This window comes from Pseudomonas sp. IzPS59, assembly GCF_014863505.1.
Classification (GTDB): Bacteria; Pseudomonadota; Gammaproteobacteria; order Pseudomonadales; family Pseudomonadaceae; genus Aquipseudomonas; species Aquipseudomonas kribbensis.
The window spans coordinates 3,268,873-3,293,748 of the sequence record NZ_CP062251.1 but is presented as its reverse complement, the minus strand read 5'-3'; the positions used below and the strand labels follow the sequence as shown (position 1 = coordinate 3,293,748).

Annotated in this window: 21 protein-coding genes; 5 read left to right on the top strand and 16 right to left on the bottom strand. The window is 60.7% G+C overall.

Going from position 1 to position 24,876, the window contains the following annotated elements; translation table 11 throughout:
- Nucleotides 1–10: 10 nt before the first annotated feature.
- On the top strand, nt 11–1,321 hold the full coding sequence (locus IF189_RS14700) for a sensor histidine kinase (protein WP_134827013.1): 1,311 nt from the start codon (nt 11–13) through the stop codon (nt 1,319–1,321).
- Here IF189_RS14700 and IF189_RS14695 read toward each other — a convergent pair.
- The 5 genes from IF189_RS14695 to IF189_RS14675 all read right to left on the bottom strand — a co-directional run bounded on the left by IF189_RS14695 (nt 1,282) and on the right by IF189_RS14675 (nt 7,498).
- Nucleotides 1,282–1,830 carry a membrane integrity-associated transporter subunit PqiC gene (locus tag IF189_RS14695; protein ID WP_134827012.1) on the bottom strand — a complete coding sequence of 183 codons (549 nt, stop codon included), beginning with the start codon at nt 1,828–1,830 and terminating at the stop codon, nt 1,282–1,284. The two genes, IF189_RS14700 and IF189_RS14695, sit on opposite strands and share 40 nt — an antisense overlap.
- 16 nt (nt 1,831–1,846) lie before the next feature.
- Nucleotides 1,847–3,502 carry an intermembrane transport protein PqiB gene (locus IF189_RS14690; protein WP_134827011.1) on the bottom strand — a complete coding sequence of 552 codons (1,656 nt, stop codon included), beginning with the start codon at nt 3,500–3,502 and terminating at the stop codon, nt 1,847–1,849.
- Between the two features lie 96 nt (nt 3,503–3,598).
- Entirely contained in the window at nt 3,599–4,900 is a 1,302-nt protein-coding gene (locus IF189_RS14685) for an NAD(P)/FAD-dependent oxidoreductase (RefSeq protein ID WP_134827010.1), read from the bottom strand.
- Nucleotides 4,897–5,985: a polyamine ABC transporter substrate-binding protein gene (locus IF189_RS14680; RefSeq protein ID WP_192551785.1), complete on the bottom strand. Its 1,089-nt coding sequence runs from the start codon at nt 5,983–5,985 to the stop codon at nt 4,897–4,899. The genes IF189_RS14685 and IF189_RS14680 overlap by 4 nt, the downstream gene beginning before the upstream one ends.
- A 154-nt stretch (nt 5,986–6,139) precedes the next feature.
- On the bottom strand, nt 6,140–7,498 hold the full coding sequence (locus IF189_RS14675) for a glutamine synthetase family protein (protein ID WP_065257395.1): 1,359 nt from the start codon (nt 7,496–7,498) through the stop codon (nt 6,140–6,142).
- A 162-nt stretch (nt 7,499–7,660) separates the two neighbouring features.
- Here IF189_RS14675 and IF189_RS14670 point away from each other — a divergent pair, with 162 nt between their 5' ends.
- Nucleotides 7,661–8,566, top strand: a complete 906-nt coding sequence (locus IF189_RS14670) for a helix-turn-helix domain-containing protein (RefSeq protein WP_192551784.1) — start codon at nt 7,661–7,663, stop codon at nt 8,564–8,566.
- Between the two features lie 82 nt (nt 8,567–8,648).
- The gene (locus IF189_RS14665; RefSeq protein ID WP_134827006.1) at nt 8,649–9,833 is read left to right on the top strand and encodes a DUF2252 family protein; all 1,185 of its coding nucleotides are present in this window, start codon (nt 8,649–8,651) and stop codon (nt 9,831–9,833) included.
- Nucleotides 9,834–9,840: 7 nt separating this feature from the next.
- Here the strand turns inward: IF189_RS14665 and IF189_RS14660 are convergent, their stop codons facing one another.
- Together IF189_RS14660 and IF189_RS14655 are read right to left on the bottom strand one after the other, a co-directional pair.
- Nucleotides 9,841–10,587, bottom strand: a complete 747-nt coding sequence (locus tag IF189_RS14660) for an anti-sigma factor family protein (RefSeq protein WP_134827005.1) — start codon at nt 10,585–10,587, stop codon at nt 9,841–9,843.
- A complete protein-coding gene (locus tag IF189_RS14655) occupies nt 10,580–11,092 on the bottom strand; it encodes a sigma-70 family RNA polymerase sigma factor (protein WP_134827004.1) in 513 nt (170 codons plus the stop codon). Before IF189_RS14655 ends, IF189_RS14660 begins: the two co-directional genes overlap by 8 nt.
- A 154-nt stretch (nt 11,093–11,246) precedes the next feature.
- On the opposite strand from IF189_RS14655, the gene IF189_RS14650 reads away from it, so the two are divergent.
- Together IF189_RS14650 and IF189_RS14645 are read left to right on the top strand one after the other, a co-directional pair.
- Nucleotides 11,247–12,218, top strand: coding sequence for a metallophosphoesterase family protein (locus IF189_RS14650; RefSeq protein ID WP_134827003.1), 972 nt, complete (start codon nt 11,247–11,249; stop codon nt 12,216–12,218).
- Between the two features lie 14 nt (nt 12,219–12,232).
- Nucleotides 12,233–12,541, top strand: a complete 309-nt coding sequence (locus IF189_RS14645) for a cupredoxin family copper-binding protein (RefSeq protein WP_119428166.1) — start codon at nt 12,233–12,235, stop codon at nt 12,539–12,541.
- 44 nt (nt 12,542–12,585) lie between these two features.
- Here IF189_RS14645 and IF189_RS14640 read toward each other — a convergent pair whose 3' ends face one another.
- The 9 genes from IF189_RS14640 to IF189_RS14600 all read right to left on the bottom strand — a co-directional run bounded on the left by IF189_RS14640 (nt 12,586) and on the right by IF189_RS14600 (nt 24,846).
- Nucleotides 12,586–13,635, bottom strand: a complete 1,050-nt coding sequence (locus IF189_RS14640; RefSeq protein WP_134827002.1) for a hypothetical protein — start codon at nt 13,633–13,635, stop codon at nt 12,586–12,588.
- Between the two features lie 30 nt (nt 13,636–13,665).
- Nucleotides 13,666–15,483 (bottom strand): hypothetical protein, encoded by a 1,818-nt coding sequence (locus tag IF189_RS14635; RefSeq protein ID WP_192551783.1) that lies wholly within the window; start codon nt 15,481–15,483, stop codon nt 13,666–13,668.
- A 3-nt stretch (nt 15,484–15,486) separates the two neighbouring features.
- A complete protein-coding gene (locus tag IF189_RS14630; RefSeq protein ID WP_134827000.1) occupies nt 15,487–16,779 on the bottom strand; it encodes a hypothetical protein in 1,293 nt (430 codons plus the stop codon).
- A 19-nt stretch (nt 16,780–16,798) separates the two neighbouring features.
- Nucleotides 16,799–17,719 (bottom strand): hypothetical protein, encoded by a 921-nt coding sequence (locus IF189_RS14625; protein ID WP_134826999.1) that lies wholly within the window; start codon nt 17,717–17,719, stop codon nt 16,799–16,801.
- A gap of 65 nt (nt 17,720–17,784) precedes the next feature.
- Nucleotides 17,785–20,166: a hypothetical protein gene (locus tag IF189_RS14620; RefSeq protein ID WP_192551782.1), complete on the bottom strand. Its 2,382-nt coding sequence runs from the start codon at nt 20,164–20,166 to the stop codon at nt 17,785–17,787.
- 10 nt (nt 20,167–20,176) lie between these two features.
- Nucleotides 20,177–21,319 carry a hypothetical protein gene (locus IF189_RS14615; RefSeq protein WP_192551781.1) on the bottom strand — a complete coding sequence of 381 codons (1,143 nt, stop codon included), beginning with the start codon at nt 21,317–21,319 and terminating at the stop codon, nt 20,177–20,179.
- Nucleotides 21,298–22,743, bottom strand: a complete 1,446-nt coding sequence (locus IF189_RS14610; protein ID WP_192551780.1) for an alkaline phosphatase family protein — start codon at nt 22,741–22,743, stop codon at nt 21,298–21,300. The genes IF189_RS14615 and IF189_RS14610 overlap by 22 nt, the downstream gene beginning before the upstream one ends.
- On the bottom strand, nt 22,733–23,965 hold the full coding sequence (eboE, locus tag IF189_RS14605; RefSeq protein WP_192551779.1) for a metabolite traffic protein EboE: 1,233 nt from the start codon (nt 23,963–23,965) through the stop codon (nt 22,733–22,735). Before eboE ends, IF189_RS14610 begins: the two co-directional genes overlap by 11 nt.
- Nucleotides 23,962–24,846, bottom strand: coding sequence for a TatD family hydrolase (locus IF189_RS14600; RefSeq protein WP_134826994.1), 885 nt, complete (start codon nt 24,844–24,846; stop codon nt 23,962–23,964). Before IF189_RS14600 ends, eboE begins: the two co-directional genes overlap by 4 nt.
- Nucleotides 24,847–24,876 lie beyond the last annotated feature (30 nt).

Below are 24,876 nucleotides of genomic sequence, written 5' to 3'. Positions count from 1 at the left end.
ATCGACCCGAATGGATCTCAAGCAAAGCCTGACGAAACGGATCGTCATCGTGTTCGCTTTGATGAGCGCTCTCGTCGCCGGGGTGTTTGCGCTGGGCATCGTGGCTGCCGTGCACGTCGTCGAGCACAGGTTGGCCACCAGCACCTTGAGCGGCGGCCTGCATCGTCTGCTGGCCATGGAGGACATCAATCGCTGGAGCCATCAGCCGGAAAAGAGCGAGTTGTTCTTTTTCGAAGGCGGCCCTGGTGCGATGGCTCTCATTCCCTCGCTGGCAGCACTGGCACCCGGTTTTCAGGAAATCAGCTTCGATGGCGATGACTTCTTCGCGATGGTCGAGGTGGTCGGTGGACGCAAATATGTGTTGTTGCGCGATCAGGAAAGCCTCGAACAGCGCGAGCGATTGTTGTTCATCGTGGTCACGGTCGGTTTTGTCCTGAGTGTTCTGTTGGCGCTTGTGCTGGGACGACTGCTGGCACGGCGGGTGATGGCGCCGGTGATTCGTCTGGCGCGTCAGGTGCGCCATCGCGATCAGTTGCTGGTGCTGGCGCCTCCGCTGCACCCGGACTATGCGGCAGACGAAGTGGGGGAGCTGGCGCTGTCGTTCGATCAAACCCTCGGGCGCCTGCGTGAAACCCTGAGCCGCGAAAAGCTGTTCACCAGCGATGTCAGCCATGAACTGCGCACGCCATTGATGGTGCTTTGCGGCTCGTGCGAGTTGTTGCTTGCCAATCCGTCGCTCGATGCCCGTTCAACCGCGCAGGTCAATCGCATCGCCCGGGCCAGCCACGAGATGCGCCAACTGGTCGATACCTTCTTGATGCTGGCTCGCGCCGAGGACGATACCGGCAGCGATATTTGCGTCACGCTCAAGGACGTCGCGGATGCCCAGAGCGAGATCTGGGGCCGACTGATTCGTGAAAAGGGCCTGGAGTTTTTCTACGAGGTGGAGCAGCCGTGCATGGAACGCTTCAACCTGACGTTCCTGCAGTCGGTCATGGGCAACCTGTTGCGCAATGCTTGGCACTACACCGATCACGGGTTCGTCCGGCTGACCCTGACCGGCAACGGTTTTGTGGTGGAAGACAGCGGCATCGGCATCCCGGAGGAGCAGCGTCAGGCGGTGTTCCAGCCGTTCGTGCGTGGCGATGAGGGCCGCGGCGAGGGCCTTGGCCTGGGTTTGTCGCTGGTGCAGCGGATCTGCAAGCGCCAGCACTGGCGGGTGCAATTGAGCAGTGGCCAGTCCAGCGGCAGCCGCTTCAGCGTGGAATTGAAGCCGGCGGCTCAGGACGGCGGGCAGCTGCGCGCATTGCCGGCAGCCTGACGGATCAGTTCGGCGAGGCGTTTGACGTTGTTCTGCTGAGCGTTCACCAGATCGTCGATGCTCGATCCGGAAGGGGTCTGCAGAATCGAGCGGCAGGTGAGCAGGCCGCTATCGCCCGCGTCGGCCGGACGCAGGCGCCACTTCACGTCCATCAGCCCGTATTGTCCGGGAACCGAATCGAAACGCTGCACATCGATGCGCACCGACGTTTTGCGCGCAACTCCAGCGTTGCTCAACTGATCCACCAGCGCGCTGCGCAGCTCATCGCCGAGGCTGGCGCCCCACCATTGGGTTTCCAGAATCGCCAGGCCGCTGTTGCCCTGGCGGATGACGATTTGCGGGCGGTCGACCTGGGGCGGCACGCTGATGCTTTCGATTGCGATGTCCTGTCCTGATCGGCCCGGCATCGGTTGCGCCGGGGTCAGGGTGTGGAAGCTGATCGGGTCGCTGCGACAGGCACCCAGCAGCAGGCACGCGGCGAGCACGGTGAACTTCAGCGGTAAAGCCATGGCAAGGCTCCTGTGCTCAATTGCGCGGCGGTCCTTTGAGATCCAGCGGCGCGGCGTTGTCGGGGCGACCGCGAATCAGTGATTCCGGATGGCGACCGAGGTAATCCGACAGCTCACGCAGCGAACGCGACATGCGCCCGAGTTCGTCGAGGGTCTGGGTGAGTTTTTCTCGCTGCGGCGAATCTTCCGCCAGCGTCGAATTGGCCGATTGCAGGGTCTTGCTGACGTCGGCCAGGGTGTTTTGCACTCCGGGCAGCGTCTTGGCGTTGAACTGGGTCAGACTTTTGCGCAGTTCGACGAGGTTGCCGTCGAGATTGCCGGCAATGCGTTCCACCGGCAGTTTGTTGAGCTTGTCGACCATGGCCTCGAGTTTTTCCTGCAACTGTTCGAGGCTGCCGGGAATGGTCGGAATGACGATCGGACGCGCCGTCGGGTCAAACGCGACTTTTTCGGCTTTCGGGAAAAAGTCCAAAGCGATATACAGCTGACCGGTCAGCAGGTTGCCGCTGCGGGCCTGGGCGCGCAGTCCATTGTCGACGAAGGTGCCGATCAGGCGCACGGCGGCGGCTTCGTCTTCCGGGTTGTGGTTGAGCACCTTGAGCATTTTTTCGTGGGCCCGTCCGAGGCGTTGCGGGTAGATCACGATGCCGACGTTGACCGGGAAGCTGCGTTTCTTCTCGTCGTAGTCCAGGTTGATGCTCACCACACGGCCGATTTCCATGCCGAGGAATTCGACCGGCGCATCGACCTTGAGACCTCGCATGGCCTGATCGAAACGCAGGCTCAGGTACTGCGGTTTGCCGGCGGGCGGGGCGAGGGCAGTCTGCTGGTCGTCGAACAGGTCGAAGGATTTTTCATCCGCCGCCGCCACATCGTTGGGGCTGTAATCCGGCGCGCGAAAGGCAATGCCACCGACCAGCAAGGTGGACAGTGATTCGGTCTTCACCGCAAAACCATTGGCGCCGACGTTCACGTCTATACCGCTGGCGTTCCAGAACCGGGTGTTCTCGGTGACGAAGGCATCGTTCGGCGCGTGGATGAACACTTCGATATTCACCCCTTTGCCATCGGGATCGAGCGCGTAAGCCACAACCTGGCCAACCGGAATCTTGCGGTAATAGACCGGGGAGCCGATGTCCAGCGAGCCCAGATCCGAGGAATGCAGGTTGAAGCGTCTGCCCGGTTCGCCATAGGTGATCGGGGGCGGGTTTTCCAGGCCCTTGAAGTATTTGCCGCGGGAATCGGACTGGCCGATGTCGGCACCGATGTAGTCGCCGGACAGCAGCGTATCGATACCCGACACGCCGCCAGCACCGATACGGGGGCGTACCACCCAGAATTTGGAGTCTTCGCGGGTAAAGGTTTCGGCCTGTTTGGCCAGTTTGATCGTGGCGTTGACGCTCTTCTGGTCGTCGGCCAGTTCGACGTCCGAGACCTGGCCGACCACCACGTTACGGTATTTGACTTCGGTCTTGTTGGCGGTCAGACCGCTGCCGGTCTTGAAGGTGACGACGATGGTCGGGCCTTCCTGCATCAGGTTGTGCACCACCAGCGAAATGCCCACCAGCACCGCGACGATCGGCACGATCCACACCAGCGAAATGCTGAAGCGCCGGGTCTTGACCGGTGCCTGGCCGGGTGCTCGCGGTTGATCGGCGGCTGACGACTCCATCCATGACCTCCAGAGTGTGTTGGGCACTGAGCGTCAGGAACGCAAAAGCACTTCATCAATATAGAAGTGCTTTGCGATAGAGCAAATCGGCGAGCCTCAGCCCAGCATTTCCCGCAGGCGATACCAGAACATGCCCAGCGCCAGCAGCGGCGAACGCAATGCCGGGCCGCCGGGGAAGGTCATGTGCGGCACGCCGCTGAACACGTCCATGCCCTGACTGTGGCCGGCATGAATGGCTTCGCCCAACAGTTTGGCGCACCAGTGGGTGACGTTCAGGCCATGGCCGGAATAGCCCTGAGCGTAGAACACGTTCGGGTGCTGCTTGAGTCGCCCGACCTGCGGGAAGCGATTGGCGGTGATGCCGATCTTGCCACCCCACTGAAACTCGATGCCCACGTCCGCCAGTTGCGGGAACACCTTGAGCATCTTCGGTCGCATGTAGGCTGCGATGTCCGCCGGATCCCGCCCGGAATAATGGCAGGCACCGCCGAACAGCAGGCGCCGGTCCGCCGAGAGCCGGTAATAGTCGAGGCCGACTTTCTGGTCGCAGAGCGCCAGGTTCTGCGGGATCAGTTCGGCGGCACGTTCCCTGGACAGAGGCTCGGTGGCGATGATGTAGCTGCCCGCCGGCAGGACTTTACCGCTGAGCTGTTGCTCGAGTTCATCCAGATGCGCGTTGCAACCAAGCACCAGACTGCCGGCGCGCACCGTGCCCGAAGCGCAGCGTACTTGCACCGTGGCTCCGTGGACGATTTCCAGCACCGGGCTCTGCTCGAAGATCCGCACCCCGAGCGACGCCGCCAGTCGCGCTTCGCCCTGCACCAGATCGAGCGGATGCAGGTGGCCCGACCCCATGTCGATCAGGCCTCCTTTATAGGCATCCGAATTGACGACTTGCCGACGCATGTCCTCAGGGCTGACCAGTCGCGTTGCATGGGCATAACCCGAGGCCGCGAGACTGTCCTGTTCAGCCTTGAACGCTTCGAACTGCGCCGGGGTATTGGCCAGTTCACAGAAGCCCCAGCGCAGGTCGCACTCGATGGCGTTGTCTTCGATGCGCCGGCGCACCAGCTCCACCGAATCGACACCGGCCTGTTGCAGGTAGCGCACGCCTTGCGCGCCGACATGGCGGGCGAAGCCCTCGACTTCATGACCGATGCCACGGATCAACTGGCCGCCGTTGCGCCCGCTGGCGCCCCAGCCGATGCGCCGGCCTTCTAGCAGCACCACCGAGAGGCCGCGCTGGGCCAGCTCGATGGCGGTGTTGACGCCGGTGAAGCCGCCGCCGATCACGCAGACATCGGCGATCAGGTCAGCTTCAAGCGCAGGGTATTGCGTACTCGCCCGGGCCGAAGCGGCGTAGTAGGAGCGGGCGTGTTCCTGGGTGTACTGATTCATTTGTTCGACTTCACTTTGCTCCAGGAGCGGGTCATCAGACGCATGATCGACTGGGGCGGGGTGGTGGAAATATAGAGTTTGTCGAGCACTTCCTGAGGCGGATAAACCTCAGGATTGCTGACCAGTGCCACGTCCATGTATTGCTTGGCCGCCGGGTTCGGGTTGGCGTAGCCGACCGAGGCGCTGACCTTGGCGATCACTTGCGGATCGAGCAGGTAATTGATGAAGGCGTGGGCTTCCTTGGTGTTGCCGGCATCGGCGGGAATCGCCAGCAGGTCGAACCACAGGTTCGCGCCTTCCTTGGGAATCGCATAGGCGATGTTCACGCCGTTGTTTGCTTCCTTGGCGCGGTTGGCGGCCTGGAACACGTCGCCGGAGTAACCGAAGGCCACGCAGATATCGCCGTTGGCCAGGTCCGACACGTATTTCGACGAGTGGAAGTAGGTGATGTACGGACGGATGCTCAGCAGTTTGGCTTCGGCTTTCTTGAAGTCTTCAGGGTTTTCGCTGCGCGGGTCCATGCCCATGTAATTGAGGACGGCCGGGAACACTTCGTCCGCCGAGTCCATCATCGACACGCCGCACTGGGTGAGTTTTTTCAGGTTCTCCGGCTCGAACAGCACGGCCCAGGAATCGATGTGGTCGACACCCAGCACCTGCTTGACCTTGTCGACGTTGTAGCCGATGCCGTTGGTGCCCCACAGGTACGGTACCGAGTGTTCGTTGCCCGGATCATTCTTTTCAAGAAGGGCCAGCAGTTTCGGGTCGAGGTTCTTCCAGTTCGGCAGTTGCGAGCGATCCAGTTTGAGGAACGCACCGGCCTTCACCTGACGGGCGAGAAAGTGGTTGGACGGCACCACCACGTCGTAACCGGTGCGACCGGCGAGCAGTTTGCCTTCCAGGGTTTCATTGGAATCGAAAACGTCGTAGATCACCTTGATGCCACTGCCGGCCTGAAAGTCGGCGAGGGTGGTCGGCCCGATGTAATCGGTCCAGTTGTAGACGCTGACCTGGGGTTGGGCCTGGACACCTGCACTGCAGGCCAGGGCCAGGGCGGCGGGGATCAGGGATTTAAACAGACGCATATCGACACCTCTTCGAATTATTGGATTTTTCAGGTGGGCACGGCCCTTGTGGGAGCTGGCTTGCCAGCGATAGCGGTGGGTCAGTAGACAGAGAGGCTGACCGTGCCGACGCCATCGCTGGCAAGCCAGCTCCCACAGGGTTCGTGTGTGTTGGTTAAACGCTCAACAGCAGGAACTCACGCTCCCAGGAACTGATCACGCGCTTGAAGTTTTCATGCTCGGCACGTTTCACCGCCACGTAGCCGCGCACGAACTTGCTGCCCAGGTACTCGGCGACGGTGTCGCACTCTTCCATCTGGGTCAGGGCCTCTTCGATGGTGATCGGCAGGCGCAGGTTGCGACGTTCATAGGCGCGGCCTTCGACGGCAGCGCTTGGCTCGATGCCCTCGACCATGCCGATGTAGCCGCACAGCAGGCTCGCGGCAATGGCCAGGTACGGGTTGGCGTCAGCGCCGGGCAGGCGGTTTTCCACGCGCATCGCCTCAGGCCCGGAGGTCGGAACCCGCAGGCCGACGGTGCGGTTTTCTTCGCCCCATTCGACGTTGACCGGCGCCGAAGTGTCCGGCAGGAAGCGGCGGAACGAGTTCACGTTCGGCGCAAACATCGGCAGCACTTTTGGAATGAGTTTCTGCAGACCACCGATGTGATGACGGAACAGGTCGCTCATGCTGCCGTCGGCATTGGCAAAAATCGGTTTGCCGGTGGCGATTTCCACCACGCTCTGGTGCAGGTGCATGGCGCTGCCGGGCTCGTCGCCAATCGGCTTGGCCATGAAGGTCGCAGTGACGTTGTGCTTGAGCGCGGCTTCGCGCAGGGTGCGCTTGAACACGGTGATCTGGTCGGCCAGATCCAGCGCGTCGCCGTGGCGGAAGTTGATTTCCATCTGCGCCGGGCCGTCTTCGTGGATCAGCGTGTCGAGGTCCAGGCCTTGCAGTTCGCACCAGTCGTAGACGTCTTCGAACAGCGGATCGAATTCGTTGGCCGCATCGATGGAAAACGACTGACGACCGCTTTCGGCACGACCGGAACGGCCCAGCGGCGCCTTCAACGGCAAGTCCGGGTCTTCGCAGCGCTGGGTCAGGTAGAACTCCATTTCCGGCGCGACAATCGGCTTCCAGCCCTTGTCGGTGTACAGCTGCAGGACTTTCTTCAGCACGTTGCGCGGCGACAGTTCGATCGGGTTGCCGAACTTGTCGAAGGTGTCGTGGATCACGATGGCCGTCGGCTCGATGGCCCATGGCACCACGTACACCGCATCGCTCACCGGTTTGCAGACCATGTCGATGTCGGCCGGGTCGAGCAGGTCGTAGTAGATGTCGTCGTCGACAAAATCCCCGGTTACCGTTTGCAGCAGCACACTTTCCGGCAGGCGCATGCCTCGCTCATGCAGGAACTTGTTGGTCGGTGCAATTTTGCCGCGGGCGATGCCGGTCAGGTCGCTGACCACGCATTCCACTTCGGTAATCTTGTGATCTTTCAGCCATGTGAACAGCTGATCGAAAGGGGCATTCATAAAGACCTCGTCGTTGGTTTTATTGACGCGGGGGAAGTGCGATTTCATCTTTCGCAGGCTTCCCCTGTGGCGCGTTGACGACTATCTTGGGCGGGCCTTGCCGTTCCATCTATCCACTTTCAGCAGCACCAAAGCGCACCAAAAGAGTGCGCAAGGTCTCCCATGACAACGTGTAATCCGCTACAGGTTCAAGCTTTCAACACCGCCGATGTCGCCGAGCAGATCCGTGCGACACCGGGCTGGGTCCAGCATTACCAACAGATGTCGCCGGGGCATTTCGCCGGGCGAATCCGCTATCTGGATCTGGAAGGTGTGGAGGTCTACGAAGAACAGATGAACACCCGCGTGGAGCAGAATTTCAGTGCGCCCTCGGGGTCTCTGGCGTTCTGTTTCGATCGCAGTGACAACGCGCTCTATCTGCTGAACGAAGAGAGCCGGAACATCTGGATCACCCCGGAGAACTACCAGGAAATCGCCGTGGTGTTCGGTCCGGAATTCGTCCGCCGCAACGGTCTGGACGTGGCCCGGCTGGAAGGCCTGTTCATGGCGCCACTCAACGGCGCGCAGAACGCGCTGTTCAGCCGCTGGTTAAGCTCGACCCTCACGAAGTTGTCGCAAACTCTTGATCAGCCAAGCAAAGAAGCGTTGACCCAGCAGTTGCTGGAGGACTGTCTGTTCATTCTCGACAACGCCCGGGTGTGTCTGGACAGTAGTGGTTTGCAGCGCCGCGCCGAAGAGCGGCAAACCATGAAACGCGTGGGGGAATGGGCAGCGGATTCGCCGGAAGAAACCCTCAATCTGCTGGAGCTGGCCCAAGTGGCCGGGGTGTCGTTGCGACAATTGCAGCAGACGTTCAAGGCTTACACGGGGATGTCGCCGACCCAATGGTTGCGTCTGCGCCGGCTCAACAGTGCCCGCCGGGAACTGCTCAAGGGAGCCGCTTCATGCACCACGGTGGCCGAAGTGGCGATGAACTGGTCGTTCTGGCATCTGGGGCGGTTTTCCAACAGCTATCGGGCGCTGTTCAATGAGTTGCCGAGTGAAACCTTGAAGCGAACATGTCGCTGAAGAGACAGTTATTGCTCTGAAACAAATTGAAACATTCGTGCGCACGAAGGGTCGATGGAATACACCCACTCAAGTATTTTCCATGAAGACCCCTCGACCCTCCCAGCGTCTGGAAACACTCAGCGAACTCAGAAATCTCAAGATGGCCAGGTCCGCCCATGCGTATGTCCGGGGCAGTACCGTTCAGTTCTACGAATGGCTGCACAGCCAGCCCGGCAGGCGTTTGCCACGGGGGCCGGCGGTGTGGATCTGTGGCGATTGCCATGCAGGGAATCTGGGCCCGACGGGGGATTCGAAGGGCCGGATCGATATTCACATTCGTGACCTCGATCAGACGGTCATCGGCAACCCGGCGCATGACCTCGTGCGGCTCGCGTTATCCCTGGCGACGGCTGCCAGAGGCTCGGATCTGCCAGGTGTAACCACCGCCAGAATGCTCGAAGGCATGATGCGTGGTTACGAAAGCGCCTTTGAAGGCAACGTCGATGAAGACCCGACGCGCCCGCCTCAGGTCAAGGCCAGCATGCGCAGCGCCGTGCAGCGCACCTGGAAACACCTGGCCTATGAGCGTATCGAAAACACCAAGCCTTCCATTCCACTGGGCAAGCACTTCTGGGCACTTTCGCGGGCGGAACGCGCCGCGTTGAAAACGCTGTGTGCGACCGATGATGTCCATACGCTGGTGACGTCGCTCAAGGGCAGGTCGAAGGACGACAAGGTCCAATTGCTCGACTCAGCCTATTGGGTCAAAGGTTGCAGTTCACTGGGACTGAAACGCTATGCGCTGTTGCTGGGTGTGGGTGCCGGAGACGATCAGGAGTTTTGCCTGCTCGATCTCAAGCAAGCCGTCGCGGCTGCGGCGCCACGTGTGCCGAAAGCCTCCATGCCGCGTGACAATGGCCGGCGAGTGGTGGAAGGGGCCCGACATCTCTCACCCGGTCTGGGCAATCGAATGATTGCAACACGCGTCCTGGACGAGGGGTTCTTCCTGCGCGAACTGCTGCCGCAAGACATGAAGCTGGAATTGAATCAGTTGAGCCAGTCTGAAGCGTTGCTCGCCGCCGCTTATCTGGCCAACGTCGTCGGCCTTGCTCATGCGCGGCAAATGGACCTTGCGACGCGAGCGGCCTGGATCCGCGACCTGAACAGTTGCCACACCAAGACGCTGGATGCACCGTCGTGGCTTTGGTCCAGTGTCGTGCAATTGGTGGGGCAGCATGAGCGCGGTTATCTGGAACATTGTCGTTTGTACGCGCTGCACCATTGAGGGACTCTCAAACACCATCCCTGAGTAACTTGCCGAACGTTTCCAGTTCGCCTTTTTCAACATCGGACACCAGCACGAAACGCATGTGGCCAGCCTGCCATGAAACCACGTTGAAACCGCGAATCGTCTGGCTCTGCGACGGTTTGTCGGCCTCGGTCGTCGGCAGGATGAACACATTGATGATGTGTTTGGCCCGGCCGTAACTCAGGGCGGCGGTGGTCTGGTGTTGCAGGTAATCCAGCCGCCCGCCGAGCAGTGGAAAACCCTGTGCCGAGTAGTCGACGACGGGAGGCGAGAAGTCGAGTTTTCCGGTGAACCAGGGTTTTACCGTGTGGCGGTCGGAAGACACCACATCGTTCAGGTGAGCGCCCATCAACGAGCGCACATGGCTGGAGACGGCTTCATCCATCAACGGCTGTTCGCTGCCCGGTGTTGCCACGTAAAGCACCATCGCCAGGGCCAGGGCCGCTGCGGAGAATGCCGGGGCGAACCATTTTCGCCAGCGTTCGAACGGGCTCGGCGAAGCCGGCGCAACGGCGGCAAACACGCTGGCCGTCAGTGATGCCGGCGCGGAGTAATACGGTGCATGGCGCTTCACACTGACCTTCAACAGTTTCGCCTCATCATGCAGCCGCGCGCAGTCAGCGCATGTGGACAGATGCGCAGCGACATCCGCCGCCATCGCCGGATCAAGCTCCTGATCCAGATAGCCCTGCAGTTGTGTCTGGCAAACCGTGCAGTGGAGTTCATTCATGATCGTGCAACTTCAGTAGTTCGAGCTTGAGCATGGCGCGGGCCCGGGCCAGTCTCGACATGACGGTGCCGATGGGAATATCGACCACCAGGGCGATGTCCTTGTAGGGCAAGTCTTCGAGTTCCTTGAGCACAATGACCTCGCGAAACGCCGGCGGCAATGCGCTCAGTGCCTGCTGGAGCAACGCCGCGTTTTCCGTGTGAATGGCCAACAGTTCCGGGCTCTGGCCGTGACTCAGTGCGCCGTCGATATCACCGGTTTCGTCATCGATGGCGACCCAGTGGCGCCCGGCCGAGGCCTTGAGCCAGGTGTAGCTTTCGTTACGCACGATGGTCAGGAACCAGGCCTTGGCGTTGCCATCGGCAAATCGCTGCAAAAACCGGAAGGCGCGCAAGGCGCTTTCCTGCACGACATCCCGTGCCGCGCTGTCGTTGCCCGTGATCCAGCGCGCGAGGTTGTAAGCCGCGTCCAGGTGCGGCGCAATCAGTTCCTCGAATCGATTCATAGTGGCTTCCGCACCGTCACACCCCTATAACCGTGATGCGTCGTGTTTTATTCCCTGAAAAGAATTTGTTTTGCGGCGTGGAATAAACGCCCGGACCGCAAAGTTCTCTCTGGTGTCAGCTACATCACTGTAGTCCGCCAGCGAGGACCTACCGATGGACAATCAAGCAAAACATCCACTGCGCACCGACGGCTTTCTGAACAACCCGGACCGGCGAACGCTGCTCAAATGCTCGGCGTGGGCCGGAGCCGGGGTCCTCTGGGCCCTGAGCGGCGGCATTCCGAGAGCCTTTGCGATGGATGAGGCGGGTAACGTCACAGATCCGAAAGCGTTGGCCAGCACTTTTCATTTCGTACAGATCAGCGATTCGCACATCGGCTTCAACAAGGAAGCCAACCCGGAGCCGGTGAAAACCCTGCAAGTGGCGATCGACAAGGTCATCGCGCTGCCGAAACGGCCGTCGCTGATCCTGCACACCGGCGACATCACCCACCTGTCCAAAGCCGAGGAATTCGACACGGCGGCGCAAGTGCTCAAAGGCTTGCCGTCCACCGTGCATTACATCCCCGGTGAACACGACACCCTCGACGAGGGAGGCGGCAAGCTTTATCTCGAACGTTACGGCAAGGGCACCAAAGGCAACGGCTGGTACAGCTTCGATGACCATGGCGTGCATTTCATCGCGCTGGTGAATGTCTTCAACTTCCAGGCTGGTCATGAAGCCAACCTCGGCGCCGATCAACTGGCGTGGCTGGCCGATGATCTGCGCGCGGTTTCGACCAGTACACCGATCGTGGTGTTCACCCACATTCCGTTGTGGACGATCTATCAGCCTTGGGGCTGGGGCACCGAGGATGGCGATCAGGCGATTGCGATGTTGCGCAAGTATGGTTCGGTGACGGTGTTGAACGGGCATATCCATCAGGTCATCCAGAAAGTCGAAGGCAACATCACTTTCCATACCGCCCGTGGCACGGCCTATCCGCAACCGGCACCGGGCGCGGCTCCGTCACCGGGGCCGATGACCGTGGCGGCCGATCAGTTGCGTAACTACCTGGGGATCACCGAAGTGCGGGCGACACAGGGCGATCATCCGTTGGCGCTGATCGATTCGACACTGGTCTAGGGGAGGGCGGCTCAATGAAAGCGCGACTGTTGGCAGTGCTGTGCCTGTTTTTGTCGATGCCGGTCTGGGCACAGGAAGTTAAGGTCGACATCAAGGAATTCATGTTCGGCCCCAAGGATCTGACCGTGGCCGTCGGCACCAAGGTGACGTGGGTCAATGACGACCAGATCCCGCACACCGTGGCTGAAACCCACAAGGTGTTCCGCTCGGGGGCGCTGGACACCAATGACAGTTTTTCCTGGGTGTTCAACACGCCCGGCGAGTTCGAGTATTTCTGCGTGCTGCATCCGCAGATGATCGGCAAGATTGTGGTGACTCAGTAAACAGAGGGCGCGGCTTCTATGAGGCCGCGCCCTTTTTTCTGTTTTCAGAGCTGTACCCGACGCAGCCTGCCGCTCAATGCAACCACCTTGTTATCCGGCGTGGGCAACGGTCGCCCAGTCAATCCCATGCCTTCGCTCACCAGCACCGCGTCCTGCACCAGGCACAGGTTGGACGGGGTATCCAGGTCACGGGCGAGCACGGTCACTTCGCTGGTTTGCAGATTGCAGCTCAACAGTCGCCCGCTGAACCGGGTGAAGCCGCCATGCAGGGTTTCGCCGTTCCAGTCAGGCGGCAACGGTTGTTGCAGACGGCTGCAAAGCTCCAGCACCAACACATTTCCTTGCGGACACAGCGCGAGTCCGGTGGGCAGTTGCAGGCCGCGAATCAGTACTTCGATCCGTCCGGTGTCGGGCCAGACCCGGATCACCTGGCCAGCCTGATCATCAAAGTCGATGCCTTTGCGGGCCGGGTCGCTTTGCAGCTCCCCGGAGAACAGGCTGATCAGCACCGCGTCTGTCGTCGGTTCATACACCAGCGTGACGGGCACGGCTTCCTGTCCCATGTCCAGATCGGGTAACTGCACCAGTACTTGTTCATCCTCGCCAGTGCTGAACTCCACCAGTTGATTGGTATCGGGTTTGACCGCCAGCCAACTGCGGCGGGTTGGGTGATAACACAGCGCATTCAGATTGCCCCGGCTGTGAAACACCGCCTCCGGCGGGGTGTATTGCAGGTCCAGCAGTTTCGAGCCCGCGACATAATCGGTCTGGCTCACCAGACAGCGCCCGTCACCGCAGGCGATGTCCGACAGCCCCATGATTTCGTCGCGCAGCATGCGGGCCTGCATGTTCATCGAACGAAAGCCCTGAGCCAGGGTTTCCCGGGCAAGCCAGGCGCCGGGGTGGAGTGGGTCGGGTTGCAGGCGGCTGATGCGGCCGCTGAATGTCTGGTCCGGCAGGCCTGTGCCAGCCTCGACCAGCAGCAGGCTGCCATCGCTCTGCAGGCAGGCACCACGCGGGTTCAGCAGGCCTTCGACGACGATGGTGCTCGGGTGCAGCGTCTCGCGGGGGCGCGCAGGAATCTGAACAGTCATAGGTTTTTCTCCATGGGCTGATGGGCGCGATTACTGCGGCGGTTGCCACGGTTCGCCGGTGAGATAGGCCCGCAACAGCGCCCGCTGACAGGGCGACATCGAGCGCACCACAGGCATGAACAGCGTGGTGCCTTTGTAGGCATCCGAGGTCCGGGCGAGGATCGGGTTCTTTGCGCCCATGATCGCGTCCGGCTGATTCAGCGGGATGTAGCGAGACATGGCCGGGAAGGCCAGATAGTGAAAACGCAGGACGTTCGGGTACATCTGTTCCCAGGTGATGGTGGTGCCTCTGGGGATGCCGAAGTCGGTCTCGGCGTATTTGCGGAAGTTGGTGAAATAGGTGCCGCTGTCCTGACCGTTGACGGTGTAGGTCAGGGCGACGAAACCGGCGAGGGGCGCCGCTGCAGGTTTTACGTTGACGGAGAAGGTGACGGACAACTGACCGGGGCTCACCGTCAGCGCAGGGGGAAAATAAAGGAAGTCGCAGTAGCGTTGTTGCGTGTAATACGGTCCCGAAGGCGCGGCGGTGAGATCGATTTCGGTTGTGCTGGGCACCGCAGCCCCCAGATACCGGACCTGCAGCGTAATCGACAGGCCCTGCGGGTAGTCCTCGGTATAGACACTGCGTTGATCGGCGTAGATCCGGTAGACGGACTCCGAGGCCTGCAACGTAGTCTCTGCGACCTTGCCGGGGGCGCTGATGGCCAGCGCCGAGGATCTGACCGCTGACTGTTGGGCTGTATTGAGCGGCAGATCGACAATGCCGCCATACACGTAATAGTCGAACAGGGGACTGCTGGCCGGATCGAGTGTGCCCAGGGTGGTTTCACCGGCTGCCACGGTGACAGTGCCGTAATTGCCGTTAGGTCCGATAGGGCTGGTGATGTCATCCCTGACGGCCCTGAACGTCTGTTTCGGAATGATATTGACCATGTCGACGCTCAGCATGGCCGGGCTGCTCAGGTCTGCATAGCCGGTGCCGCCCGTGCCCTGATTGACGATCTGACGGCCCGCCTGACAGTCCGGCGGCTCATTGGCGAACGCCGGCGCCAATGTACCGATGACCCGGCCGATGCTCGGGTTCGGGGTGTCTCTGCCGGCGGCATAATCGGCTTGCAACTGGGGCGTGGTCATCGTCGGGCACATTTCGAACATCACGAAGCGCAGGACGATACCGGTGGCACCCGGAGCCTGGATGATTGATCGCAAGCCAGCGCTGTTCTGGTTCCAGCTGACAATACTGCTCAGCGGGAAGGTCAGCTGAAAGGTGCCACTGATACGGCAGGAACCGGGTGCATCCAGCTCCTTCGGCGTTGGCTGCAGCACCCGCTTGCCGAGATCCAGGCTGCTGCAGACTGCATTGTCGTGAATCAGCAACTGGATGTTGCTGCTGCCACCGATTTGCAGGCCACCGACAAATATCTGGGTGGTGGTGGTCGAGGTGGGGTCGAGGTCCACCATCATCGGGCCCGATACCGGCCCTTGTCCGGTCACCGGGTCCACAGAACCCAGCAGATAGACCGGCTGGCCCACCATATCCCCAGTGGTACTGACGCTGCCCGGGCTGCCCTGAGAACTGATCAGCGCATTCTGCATGTCGACGACATGTTGCCCGTAATGATTCCAGCCACCGGCGGTGTAGTAGTCGCCCGTGGGCGCATTGATCATGCTGTTCAACTGATCGTCGGTATAAGACCGGGCCCCCGATGCCAGGGTCGAAGTGGTCAGGTCAAAGATCGGCCAGTTGTCATCGCCGTCATAAGGAATGGTCGGTGAATTGTTCGGCAGGCTGACATCCGTGCGGATGCCTCCCCAGAAATTCAGTCGCGGGCCGTTGAGGATACTCATGATTTATTTCCCGTCCTTGATGGTTTTGCCGAGCGGCGAATTGGCGAATTTGAACAGGTAGGAGTAATCCGACTTGTAGGGGCTCTTGACCGGCGTCGCCATGGAATGGCAGTTCATGCAGCTGCTGTTGGGCTGGATGTAGCTTTCCATGGTCACGTTGGCCGAGAGTGCCGGCGTAGGCTGGCCCAGCGGGTTGCCTGGGTTGTCAGGCATCAGCGGGCGCTGGGTGGTGATGAGCTGGTAGTACTTCAACACGCTGTTTTGCAGCCCCGGATCGGCCTGGTAACTGGCGTTGATCTGGTTGGTGATGTCGGCGATCGGCGTGACCCGGTTCAGCGGGTTCGGGGTCTGGAACGTGGTGCCGGGTTTGGGCACGCAGACCTGATGCGGGCCCTGGGTCTGCCAGTCGCACGGTGACTGGTTGAGGGACGCGGCAGGCGCAGCGGCGTTGAAGTAGGAATAGGCCGTGCCAGCCACAGGCTGATCGACCCATTGGCCGTTCACCAGAGCCTTGGGCGGAACGTTGTCGACCTGTTCGAATGTCGACCAGATCCACTGCGGATAACCGTTGGCCTTGGTGATGATGTGCAGGCCGACCAGCCCCAGAAACGCCTCGGTGACACCGTTCTTCTGGCCCTGCTCATCGAAGGTCGCCACCCGGGCGAGCAGGGTCAGGTAACGGCTGGCGTTGTCATGGGGAGTGAGGATGCGCCAGCTCGACTTGATCTCGATGACACCCCACGGGAACGTGATGTTGTTGGCCTTGGAGACGACGTCGGCGTTATAGAAGTTGTTGTTGACGATGTAGTTGTATGAAGTCTCGTTGGCCGAGATATCGTAGTAGGTCGGGTTTTTCGCCTGATCGATCAGCCAGCCACCGACCGCCTGATCGACTGCGTTGACCTGAGCGCTGTTTTTCAAAGAGGCGATGTTGATGATGTTGAAGCTTTTTGCGAGTTGCGGGGAGTTCCACGGCCCCGGATTGGCGGCGTTCGGCAGAAAGATTTCCCCGACGGTCTTGTAGGTCTGCCAGACGGTGTAGCCGGCCGCACCGGGCTGTTTGGTGCAGTCGGGATTGCCGCGCTGCCCGCTCTTTGCCGGCCAGCTCAAGGCAATGAACATCTGCCAGCTGTATTGATCGAACTGATCCTGACCGGCCGTGGCGGCCGGTGCGGTGCTCGGCGGCTGGCAGTTCAACTGGCTGGCCTGCACCGATGGCATGGCTTGTTCCCTGGCCAGCACCGGCAGGCTGGCCAGACCCAGCAACATCACGGAAAAACAGAGTGTGGTTTTCATGGCGATCCTTCGTCGTTGATCACGGTTTACGCTGCATGAGCTTGTTCCACTGCGCCTTCTGGCCATTGCTCTGCGAAGCCGGCGGTTCGAACAACTGGCAGGGCGGCGGATTCGACGGGCACATGGCGGCGACCTGCGCCCAGGTCTGTTTCGGGTCCGGTTTGGCGATGCGGAAATTGGTGTAGTTCTGGCTCACGATCGGTGCGTTGGCGACGCTGGTATCGCCGGAAAAGAAGAACGACTGCGGCGGCCGGTAGGGTGGTTGCCCCGACATCTTTTTGTAGAAGGCGTAGCCGAACAGGATCGGACCTTGCGGCGAGTCGAGATCCAGGGCGTAGGCCTGCACGCTGCCATCGAGATTTTTGCTGCGCTCGGCGCTGTAGGGCAGGTGCTCGATGAAGTCTTGCCGTGGCGGATGATTCATCGGTGAGAACATGCAGCAGGCCGGCATGTCTTTCGGACGATCCTGCGGGTAGGTCAGGAAGTACGCCTTGTTGCCCAGGGACACGAACGAGCAGGTGTAGTTGTTGTTCTTGATCGGGAAGATCGGCAGGCAGTATTTCTCGTAGTGCTCCATCATCGCGCCGAAACCGTCGCCGTCTGGCGGGATGTACGTCGTGTCGTAGTAGCTGGTGCCCCGGGAGACGGTGTAGTCCGCAGGCTTCAGGGTCGTTGGCGGGTTGCTGTAGGGCGGCGGGTTGTTTTCGTAGTTGTGCATCACCCGGTACATGGTCCAGTTACTGATCCAGAACGCCGGAAAGAACGGGTCGGAAGGCTCACCCGGATTGCGTTTGGCGATGCAGTTGCCGTTCTGTTCATTACACCCCAGCGTGTTGTGTACGCCATTGGTGAAGTAGACGGCGCCGCTGTCCTGGGCGAATGCAGACGGGCAAAACAGCAGGATCAACAGCAACAGGCGGTTCAAGAGGCTGACGTTCATGGGTCACTCCCTGGCAAGGCGCACTGCGGGCGTGAGGCCCGCAGTGGCTCATCGTTCCTGATGGATCAGAGGTCGTCGTAATCGCTCATCTTGAGTTGCATGGGCGGGAAGTTGCGCTTGACCAGTTTCTGCGCCCACAACTCCAGTACCGCGCGACGGCTTTGCGAAAGGTCGCGGGTGATGGGCATCGCGAGGGTGCTTTCTTCCTGGTACTCCTTGCTGATCAGCCGGATCAACTGGTCGACGGCACCTTCGACGCGCGTGCGGGAGTTGAGCGGCATGAACTTGTTCATGATCGGGTACAGGTAATAGAACGTCTTGAGGACCCTTGGGTAGATGAAGTCATCCCAGATCGCTTCGGGCGCATTCTTGTTCTTGTAGATCTCGTTCCAGAAGTTGACGAAGTCCTGCTGCAACGGCATGTCCAGAGGCAGGACGCGAATCGGCGCGAGGAAGTCGATCTGGGCCTGGTTGAGCGCGAAGCTGAAAGGGATGGCCGGGTCGCTGGCACCGTCCTTGACGATAAAACGCAAGGTCGGGAAGCCCGCTGCCAATGCTCTGAAACTCACTTGGGCGATGCCCTTGTCATCGGTAGTGGTCGACACATAGGAGTAATTCACCTGTGCCTGGTTGTCTTCCAGTGTTCCGGTGACGTAGACGCCGGCATCGAACTGCAGGCAAGGTTTCAGCGGTACCGTAATCGGTTTGCTCGAGCCATTCATGAATGCCTGGTAACTGACCGGATCGCCGACCGGTTTGTCCCTGGTCTCCAGATTGACCAGTCGGCGACCACTGCCGGTGGTTACGTAGTTCGATATCGGTGGGGTGCCCTGGAACTGCGGCAGGTTGGCGCTGTTTTGACTCCGGTCCGGGGCGTTGTCGTAGAACAACGTGAAGTCGGCATCATTACTGAACGTCAGGTAGTAGTCGCTGGTGGTCACGTTGTACGGGTTTCCGTACTCCGCGACAAACAGGGTGGTGTTGGCGGCCGGCTGCCCGTTTTTCTGCACCATGATGGTCAGTGTCTTGTGGTCGTTCACATCGACAAAGGTGCCGCTTTCGACCACCTCGGCGGTCCAGACCTGCTGGCTGGCGGCGATCACGCAATCCGCCGGAGCCGGAGCTTGCAGCTGCAACGCCAGCGGACCGGATTGCAGAGTAGCCGTTTGCGCAGCACTGAGGGTGAAGTCGAGAAGGCCAGAGCGTTTGTCGAACGCCGATTGTTGATACTGGGCGAAGCCGATATCGACAACCGGGGTGAAGCTCCCGTTATTCGATACGCCCAGCTTGTAGTCGCCAGCTTGAAACCGCTCGGCCGTCAGGATATCGGCGGTCTTGTCCAGGGGGTAGAACGGGAACGTGTTGGCCAGATCCAGCGACAGCGTGTTGTCGGTGATCTGCGCCGAGATAATACCCAGCGTGGTTTTTTTCGGCTCGGGCATGGCGGGCTGAGTGACCGAAATCTCCTCGGCGGCAATCAGTCGCCGGCCAGCGGGAGCCGTAGGGTATTCGTCGGCGAACCACAGCCCCAGGGTCGCCGCGGTCCGGTTATAGGCGGGGTTGAAGAAAATGTCGGAAACATTGTCCAGCCCTTTCTGATACATCGCTGTCAGCCGATCCATGGCCGACTTGTCAGAGGAGTGGCTGTTAACGTAGGGGAAGTCGTTGAATACACCGTTTCTGTCATAACAGGTGAGGTAATTGGAGAACCGGAACATCAGGCCCTGAGCACCTTGAAGCTCCATCTGCTCTTTGAGATTTTTCAGCAGGGCCGAGTCACCGATGACCCATTCCAGATTGTCCCGGGAGAAGCAGGTCTGCCATGTGGTCGTGACATACGCCAGCCCATGGAAGAGCGCGGCCCATTTGAAACTGAGGAAGCGGTCCAGCATCCGGTACTGGCGATTGAGCGTCAGGCCGCAGGTGGCATCCCCCAGTTGCAGCTTGTCGAAGTACAGCGCCGTAAAAGTGTTCTGCCAGGGACTGATATCGACGAAGCGGGCGGCCGTCGGGCTCTGACTACCAAAGGGATTGCCGAATAGTTGGTAGTCCCTGCCAACCAGCGCGTCCTGGGTAATGTAGTTATTGGCCTGCAACTCGCCGCCAATGATGGTCGAGCGTGTGCTTTGGTAGCTCACTGTTCCGCAGGCGTTGTCGCCAAACAGGTCCCATTCGGCGGGTATGAATGGAAAAGTGCCCGGATTGTCGTTGCCCGGAACTTGCGTCACGTAGGTCGGAAGATCCTGCTCCTCCACAGGCTTGATCATCCAGGGCATCAGGGTGGTGGGAGCGTTCGCCTGTGTGATGTCGAAGTAGTTGGTAAACGGCCAGTTGATATCCATCTTCACCGCGTCATACAGCGGCAGCACATCGTTGTTGTTGGCCGTCGGCGGGTTCCAGAACATATGGCCGTTGAGGTAGATCCGGGGGAAGTTCAATACGCTCATGTCGTGCTCCTTAGCGTTGCCACTGGGCGCGCTTCAGCGACCAGACAAAGTCCAGTTTTTTGTAGCCTTCGAAGTCGGAGGCCGGCAGCGGCGTGGTCGGGTAGACGATGCCGCCATCCTGTTTCATGGCGAAGTTGTAGTAGCCCTTGTCGTTCGAGTAGGCCGCAGTGCCGTGGCAGGCCAGACAGGACGAGGTGTTCTGGAACGCCGACTCCAGTTGCGAGTTGGCCAGCACCTGGGTGACGGGCTGGAACTCGACCCCGATCAGTTCGTACTTCGACAGCGTCGGGTTGCTGGCCTGGAAGCTGACGTTCACCGGTTTGGCGGCCGGGGTCGGCCCGGTGGTGTTGGTCATCGGCGTCGGCGTGGGGGCGTTGGTCACCGTGTATTTGCTGTTGTTGACGTTTTCGAAGGTGGTCCAGACCCAGTTGGCGTCCAGCTTGTTGACCACGTGCAGCCCGCTCAACGCCGCATAGCCGACCTGATAGGTGCCGTCATCCTGCGCGTAATACGCCTGGCCAATGTAGTAACCGTCGTTGGCCAGGGTTTGCCGGTAGGTGGTGTCCGAGCCGATCCACAGCCACGCGGCCTTCAACTCCCACGCGGTGGCCGGGAAGTCCAGGTTGTCCGGCAGCGCGGCCTGACCGTTCATGTTGTAGACCTGACGCTGCACGATGTAGTCGAAGGTGTCCTGACCCATCAGCAGTTGAAAGCGCACCGGGTTGCCTCGCTGAGAGGCAGGCACGGCGCCGCCCATGTGCAGCGCCAGGCCATCGACCTGTTGCGTGGCATTGATGTTGTGGAAGGTCCGGTTCAGGTCCATCCCCAGCGTTCGGGCCTGTGTCAGCACCTCGGTCGGAGGCGGCACGGGACTGGCGTAGGCGCCGGGCGCAGCGCCATCGGGCAGGTAAACCTGGTCCGAAGGCTTCATGGTTTCCCACACCCGGTTACTGGCCTGAGTGGGGCTGAACTGGTTCAGACAGACAAACCAGTTCCAGGCCATGGTTTCGGGACTCTGTTGGAACGCCGCCCGGGTCTTGGCAATGTCGGTTCCAAACTTGAGGAATTGATTGCAATCGAAACTGTTGGTGTCCTGTGCCTGAGCCAAACCGGCCAGTGCACTGAGAACGGTTAAAGAAATGGCTCGCCGCATGGAAGCTCCTTGGCATTGGCCGAGTGGTGGTAGAGGTGCCCCAGGAAATGCTGAAGGAGCAGTTGTTTCACCGCCGTCGCCGCCAGGGTTTGCGGCAACGGCAGATCGCAATTGGTGATGAGCAGAGGGCCGGTGTCCTCGCGCTCGGGCAGGCGGCCGTGACTGCCACGGACCAGTCCGGTGTCCAGTGGAATCAGGTCCATGTAGTAGCGGAAACCGAGTTTTTTCTGCAGCAGGCGGCGCGCGACTCGCAGTTTCGGGAAGCGAATGGCCGGGTCGATGAACAGCTCCAGCGGGTCGTAGCCCGGCTTGCGGTGGATGTCCACGGTGCGGGCAAAGTCGGGGGCCTTGCGATCGTCGAACCAGTAGTAGTAATCGAACCAGTACCCCGCTGCGGCCACGGCCACCAGTTCGCCGCTGCGCGGGTGGTCCAGCGCAAAGGCCCGTTGCTCGGCCTTGTCCAGCACCTGCTCGATACCGGGCTGGCGCTGCAGCAACGCTTTGACGCGGGCAATGTCCCGGGCGTTTTTCACGTAGACATGGGCGATCTGGTGATCGGCCACGGCAAACGCTGCACTGGCGCCGGGGTCGAGCAATTCCCAGGTCAGCGACTGACGTACTTCCAGCAAACCTTCCGAGCGCAGCACGCGGTTGATGGACACTGATTGGCTGACCGCTTCAATGCCGTATTCCGACAGCAACATCACCGCTGCACCTTGCGCCTCGGCAAAGGCCAGCAGCCGCCCGACTTCCTGGTCGATGGCCCGCACCTCATCGGCAATCGACGGGTGATCGGGCCCCACCCGCTGCAGGCTGTAGTCGAGATGCGGCAGGTAGATCAATTGCAGGTCGGGCCGGTCGAGCTGGAATTCGGCGATGGCGCAATCGACGATCCAGCGGCTCGACGCAATGCCCGCCGCCGGCCCCCAGAACCCGGGAAAGGGGAACTCGCCGATCTGCCGTTCGATGGTTTCGTGCAACGAAGCCGGTGACGAATACAGGCCGAACAATTTGCGGCCATCGGCGGGGTAGTGCGGACGCGGGGTGATGGCGGCGTCCACGTCGGCGTACATGTTGTACCACCAGAACAACTGGCTGCAGCGAAACCCCGGGATCTCACGCTTGAGCGTTTCCCAGACCTTTTCCCCCTGAATCAATGCATTGGGCTGCAGCCAGAACTTCACTTCGGCCTGATCGCGAAAATACCAGCCGTTACCGACGATGCCGTGTTCCGACGGCGGGCGACCGGTGAGAATCGAGGCCTGCACCGACGACGTGACCGCCGGGAACACCGGTTGCAGGCTGGCCATTTTTGCGGTTTTGAGCAGGGCATTGATGTTCGGGGTCGCGTCACCCAGCAACGCCGGCGTCAGCCCGACCACGTTGATCAGCAGCAGCGGTTGGCGTGGTTGTTCAGAGGGCATCGGCGTAGGTCTCCTGCGCTTGTGGCTGCAACAGTTGCCGTTGGCCCAACTGCTCCTCGACCCATTTCAGTTCCGCCGCGATGCCCTGCAGCTGGGCGTGTTCGGTGGTCGGGCGCAACTGGGCGGGGAGGACGCCCCAGCTGTAGGTTTCCACCTCCAGCACAGGGCGAAACTCCCGATGGTCGGCGAGATAGTCGAAGGTCTGCGCCAGAGCGATCTGACTGCCGTTCAGCTCGGGCAACACCAGTTGTTCGCTGAACAGCGGGATATGGAAATGAATACGCAACTCGGCATAGCGATCCGGATGCTTCGCGCAATCGTCGAGGGCGGCGGGCAGATCGGCCCAGGCTACCAAGCGCTCCTGCGCGTCCAGCGCCTTCACCTGATGCAGGTAGGTGTTTTCGCAAAAGTCGCGCAAGGTCTTGAGGACCCGTTCACGACGGCTGTCGTCCGCGGAAGGCAGACGACAGACCAAAGCATTGGAAAGCTGGATCTTGCCGATCGGCACCCGCGCCTGACGCAGCCTGACCAGCGAGCGATAACAGTCTTCGAACATCACGGCCTGGTGGCAGACGTCAAAGCACAGCGCCAGATACTCATGGTGCGGATCGGTGGTTTGCCAGCGGCGGAAGAAGGCGATGGCCTGATCGGTGTTTTCCAGCACGCAGTCCGGTTCCATCTCCAGACAGAACACGATTTTCTTGCCGGTCTCCCGGTGCAGCCTGGCCAGTGACGTCGTGAGCTCGCGCAATTGAAACTCGGCACGTTGTTGCAGCGTCGGGCTCCAGGTGGCGGCGTATCCCAGCGGCACGGTGGAAATCACCCCTTGATGACAATCCGCCGGCAACGCCTGCGCGAGGATCTGCGCCAGTTCGAGGCTGTACGCCAGGCGCTTCGGCTCGGCCCAACTGGGCAGGTACACGGCGGCTTTCACCGCCCCCTCATGAAACTGTCCGTAGGGAAAACCGTTGAGCGAGGTCAGTCGCAATCCACTGCGTTGCAGCAGGCCGAGGAACTCCGCCCGCGCGGATTTCTGCTGTAACCCTGTGGCGGCGAGGGCGCTGATCCACAGCCCACTGTCCTGCATTTTCAGCCCGCGTTGCGCGCGCACACCCTGAAAGTGCTGTTCAATGGAGGCCTTCAGCCTGGCCAGGTCATGGGTCGGGTGCACATTGCTGCAATACCCGACCTGCGCGGCAGCCCAACCCATGCCGGCACTCATTTGATCACCGGCTCCTGCCCGCGCAGGGCAGAGTTGTCCTGCCATTGCCGGCGCTGATCGATGGGCAGCGGGGTGCTGATCAGGGTTTTGTCCAGTTGACCGCTCTGGGCGAAAAAATCCACCGGGTTATGGAACAGCACTTGTTCGACCTGAGCCTCGCTGAAGCCCGCCGCCAACATCGCCTGACCGGTTTTCGGCACCTTGAGCGGATCGCTGATGCCCCAGTCGGCGGCGCTGTTGACCACCATTTTCTCGGTGCCGTACTGCTGGAGCAGGGCGACCATGCGCTGTTCCGACATTTTGGTGTTGGGGTAGATCGAGTGGCCGCGCCAGCAGTCGCTGTCCAGTACCAGCGGCAGCGTCAGTTCGTTGAGGTGGTCGATGATCACCAGATTCTCATTGATCCCCACCTCGCGAATCACCGCCAGCGTGCGCTTGGTGCCGCCGATCTTGTCGCGGTGCGGCGTGTGCACCAGCACTGGCAGGTTGAATTGTCTGGCCAGTTCCAGCTGTGCGGCGAGAAAGCGGTCTTCCTCCGGCGTAATGTCGTCGTAGCCGATTTCACCGACCGCCACCACGCCGTCCTTCACCAGATAGCGCGGCAGAATCTCCAGCACTTCGTTGGCCACCGACAGGTCATTGGCTTCCTTGGGGTTGAGGCCAATGGTGCAGAAGTGATGGATGCCGAACATGCTGGCGCGAAAGCGCTCCCAGCCCAGCAGGGTGTCGAAGTAATCGATGAAGCTGCCGACACTGGTCCGGGCCTGACCCTGCCAGAAGGCCGGCTCGATCACCCCGGTAATGCCGGCGGCGGCCATGTTCTGGTAGTCGTCGGTGGTGCGGCTGACCATGTGAATATGCGGATCGAAATACTTGGGCATGGTGAATCCTCGTCAAGGGAAAGGAGACGT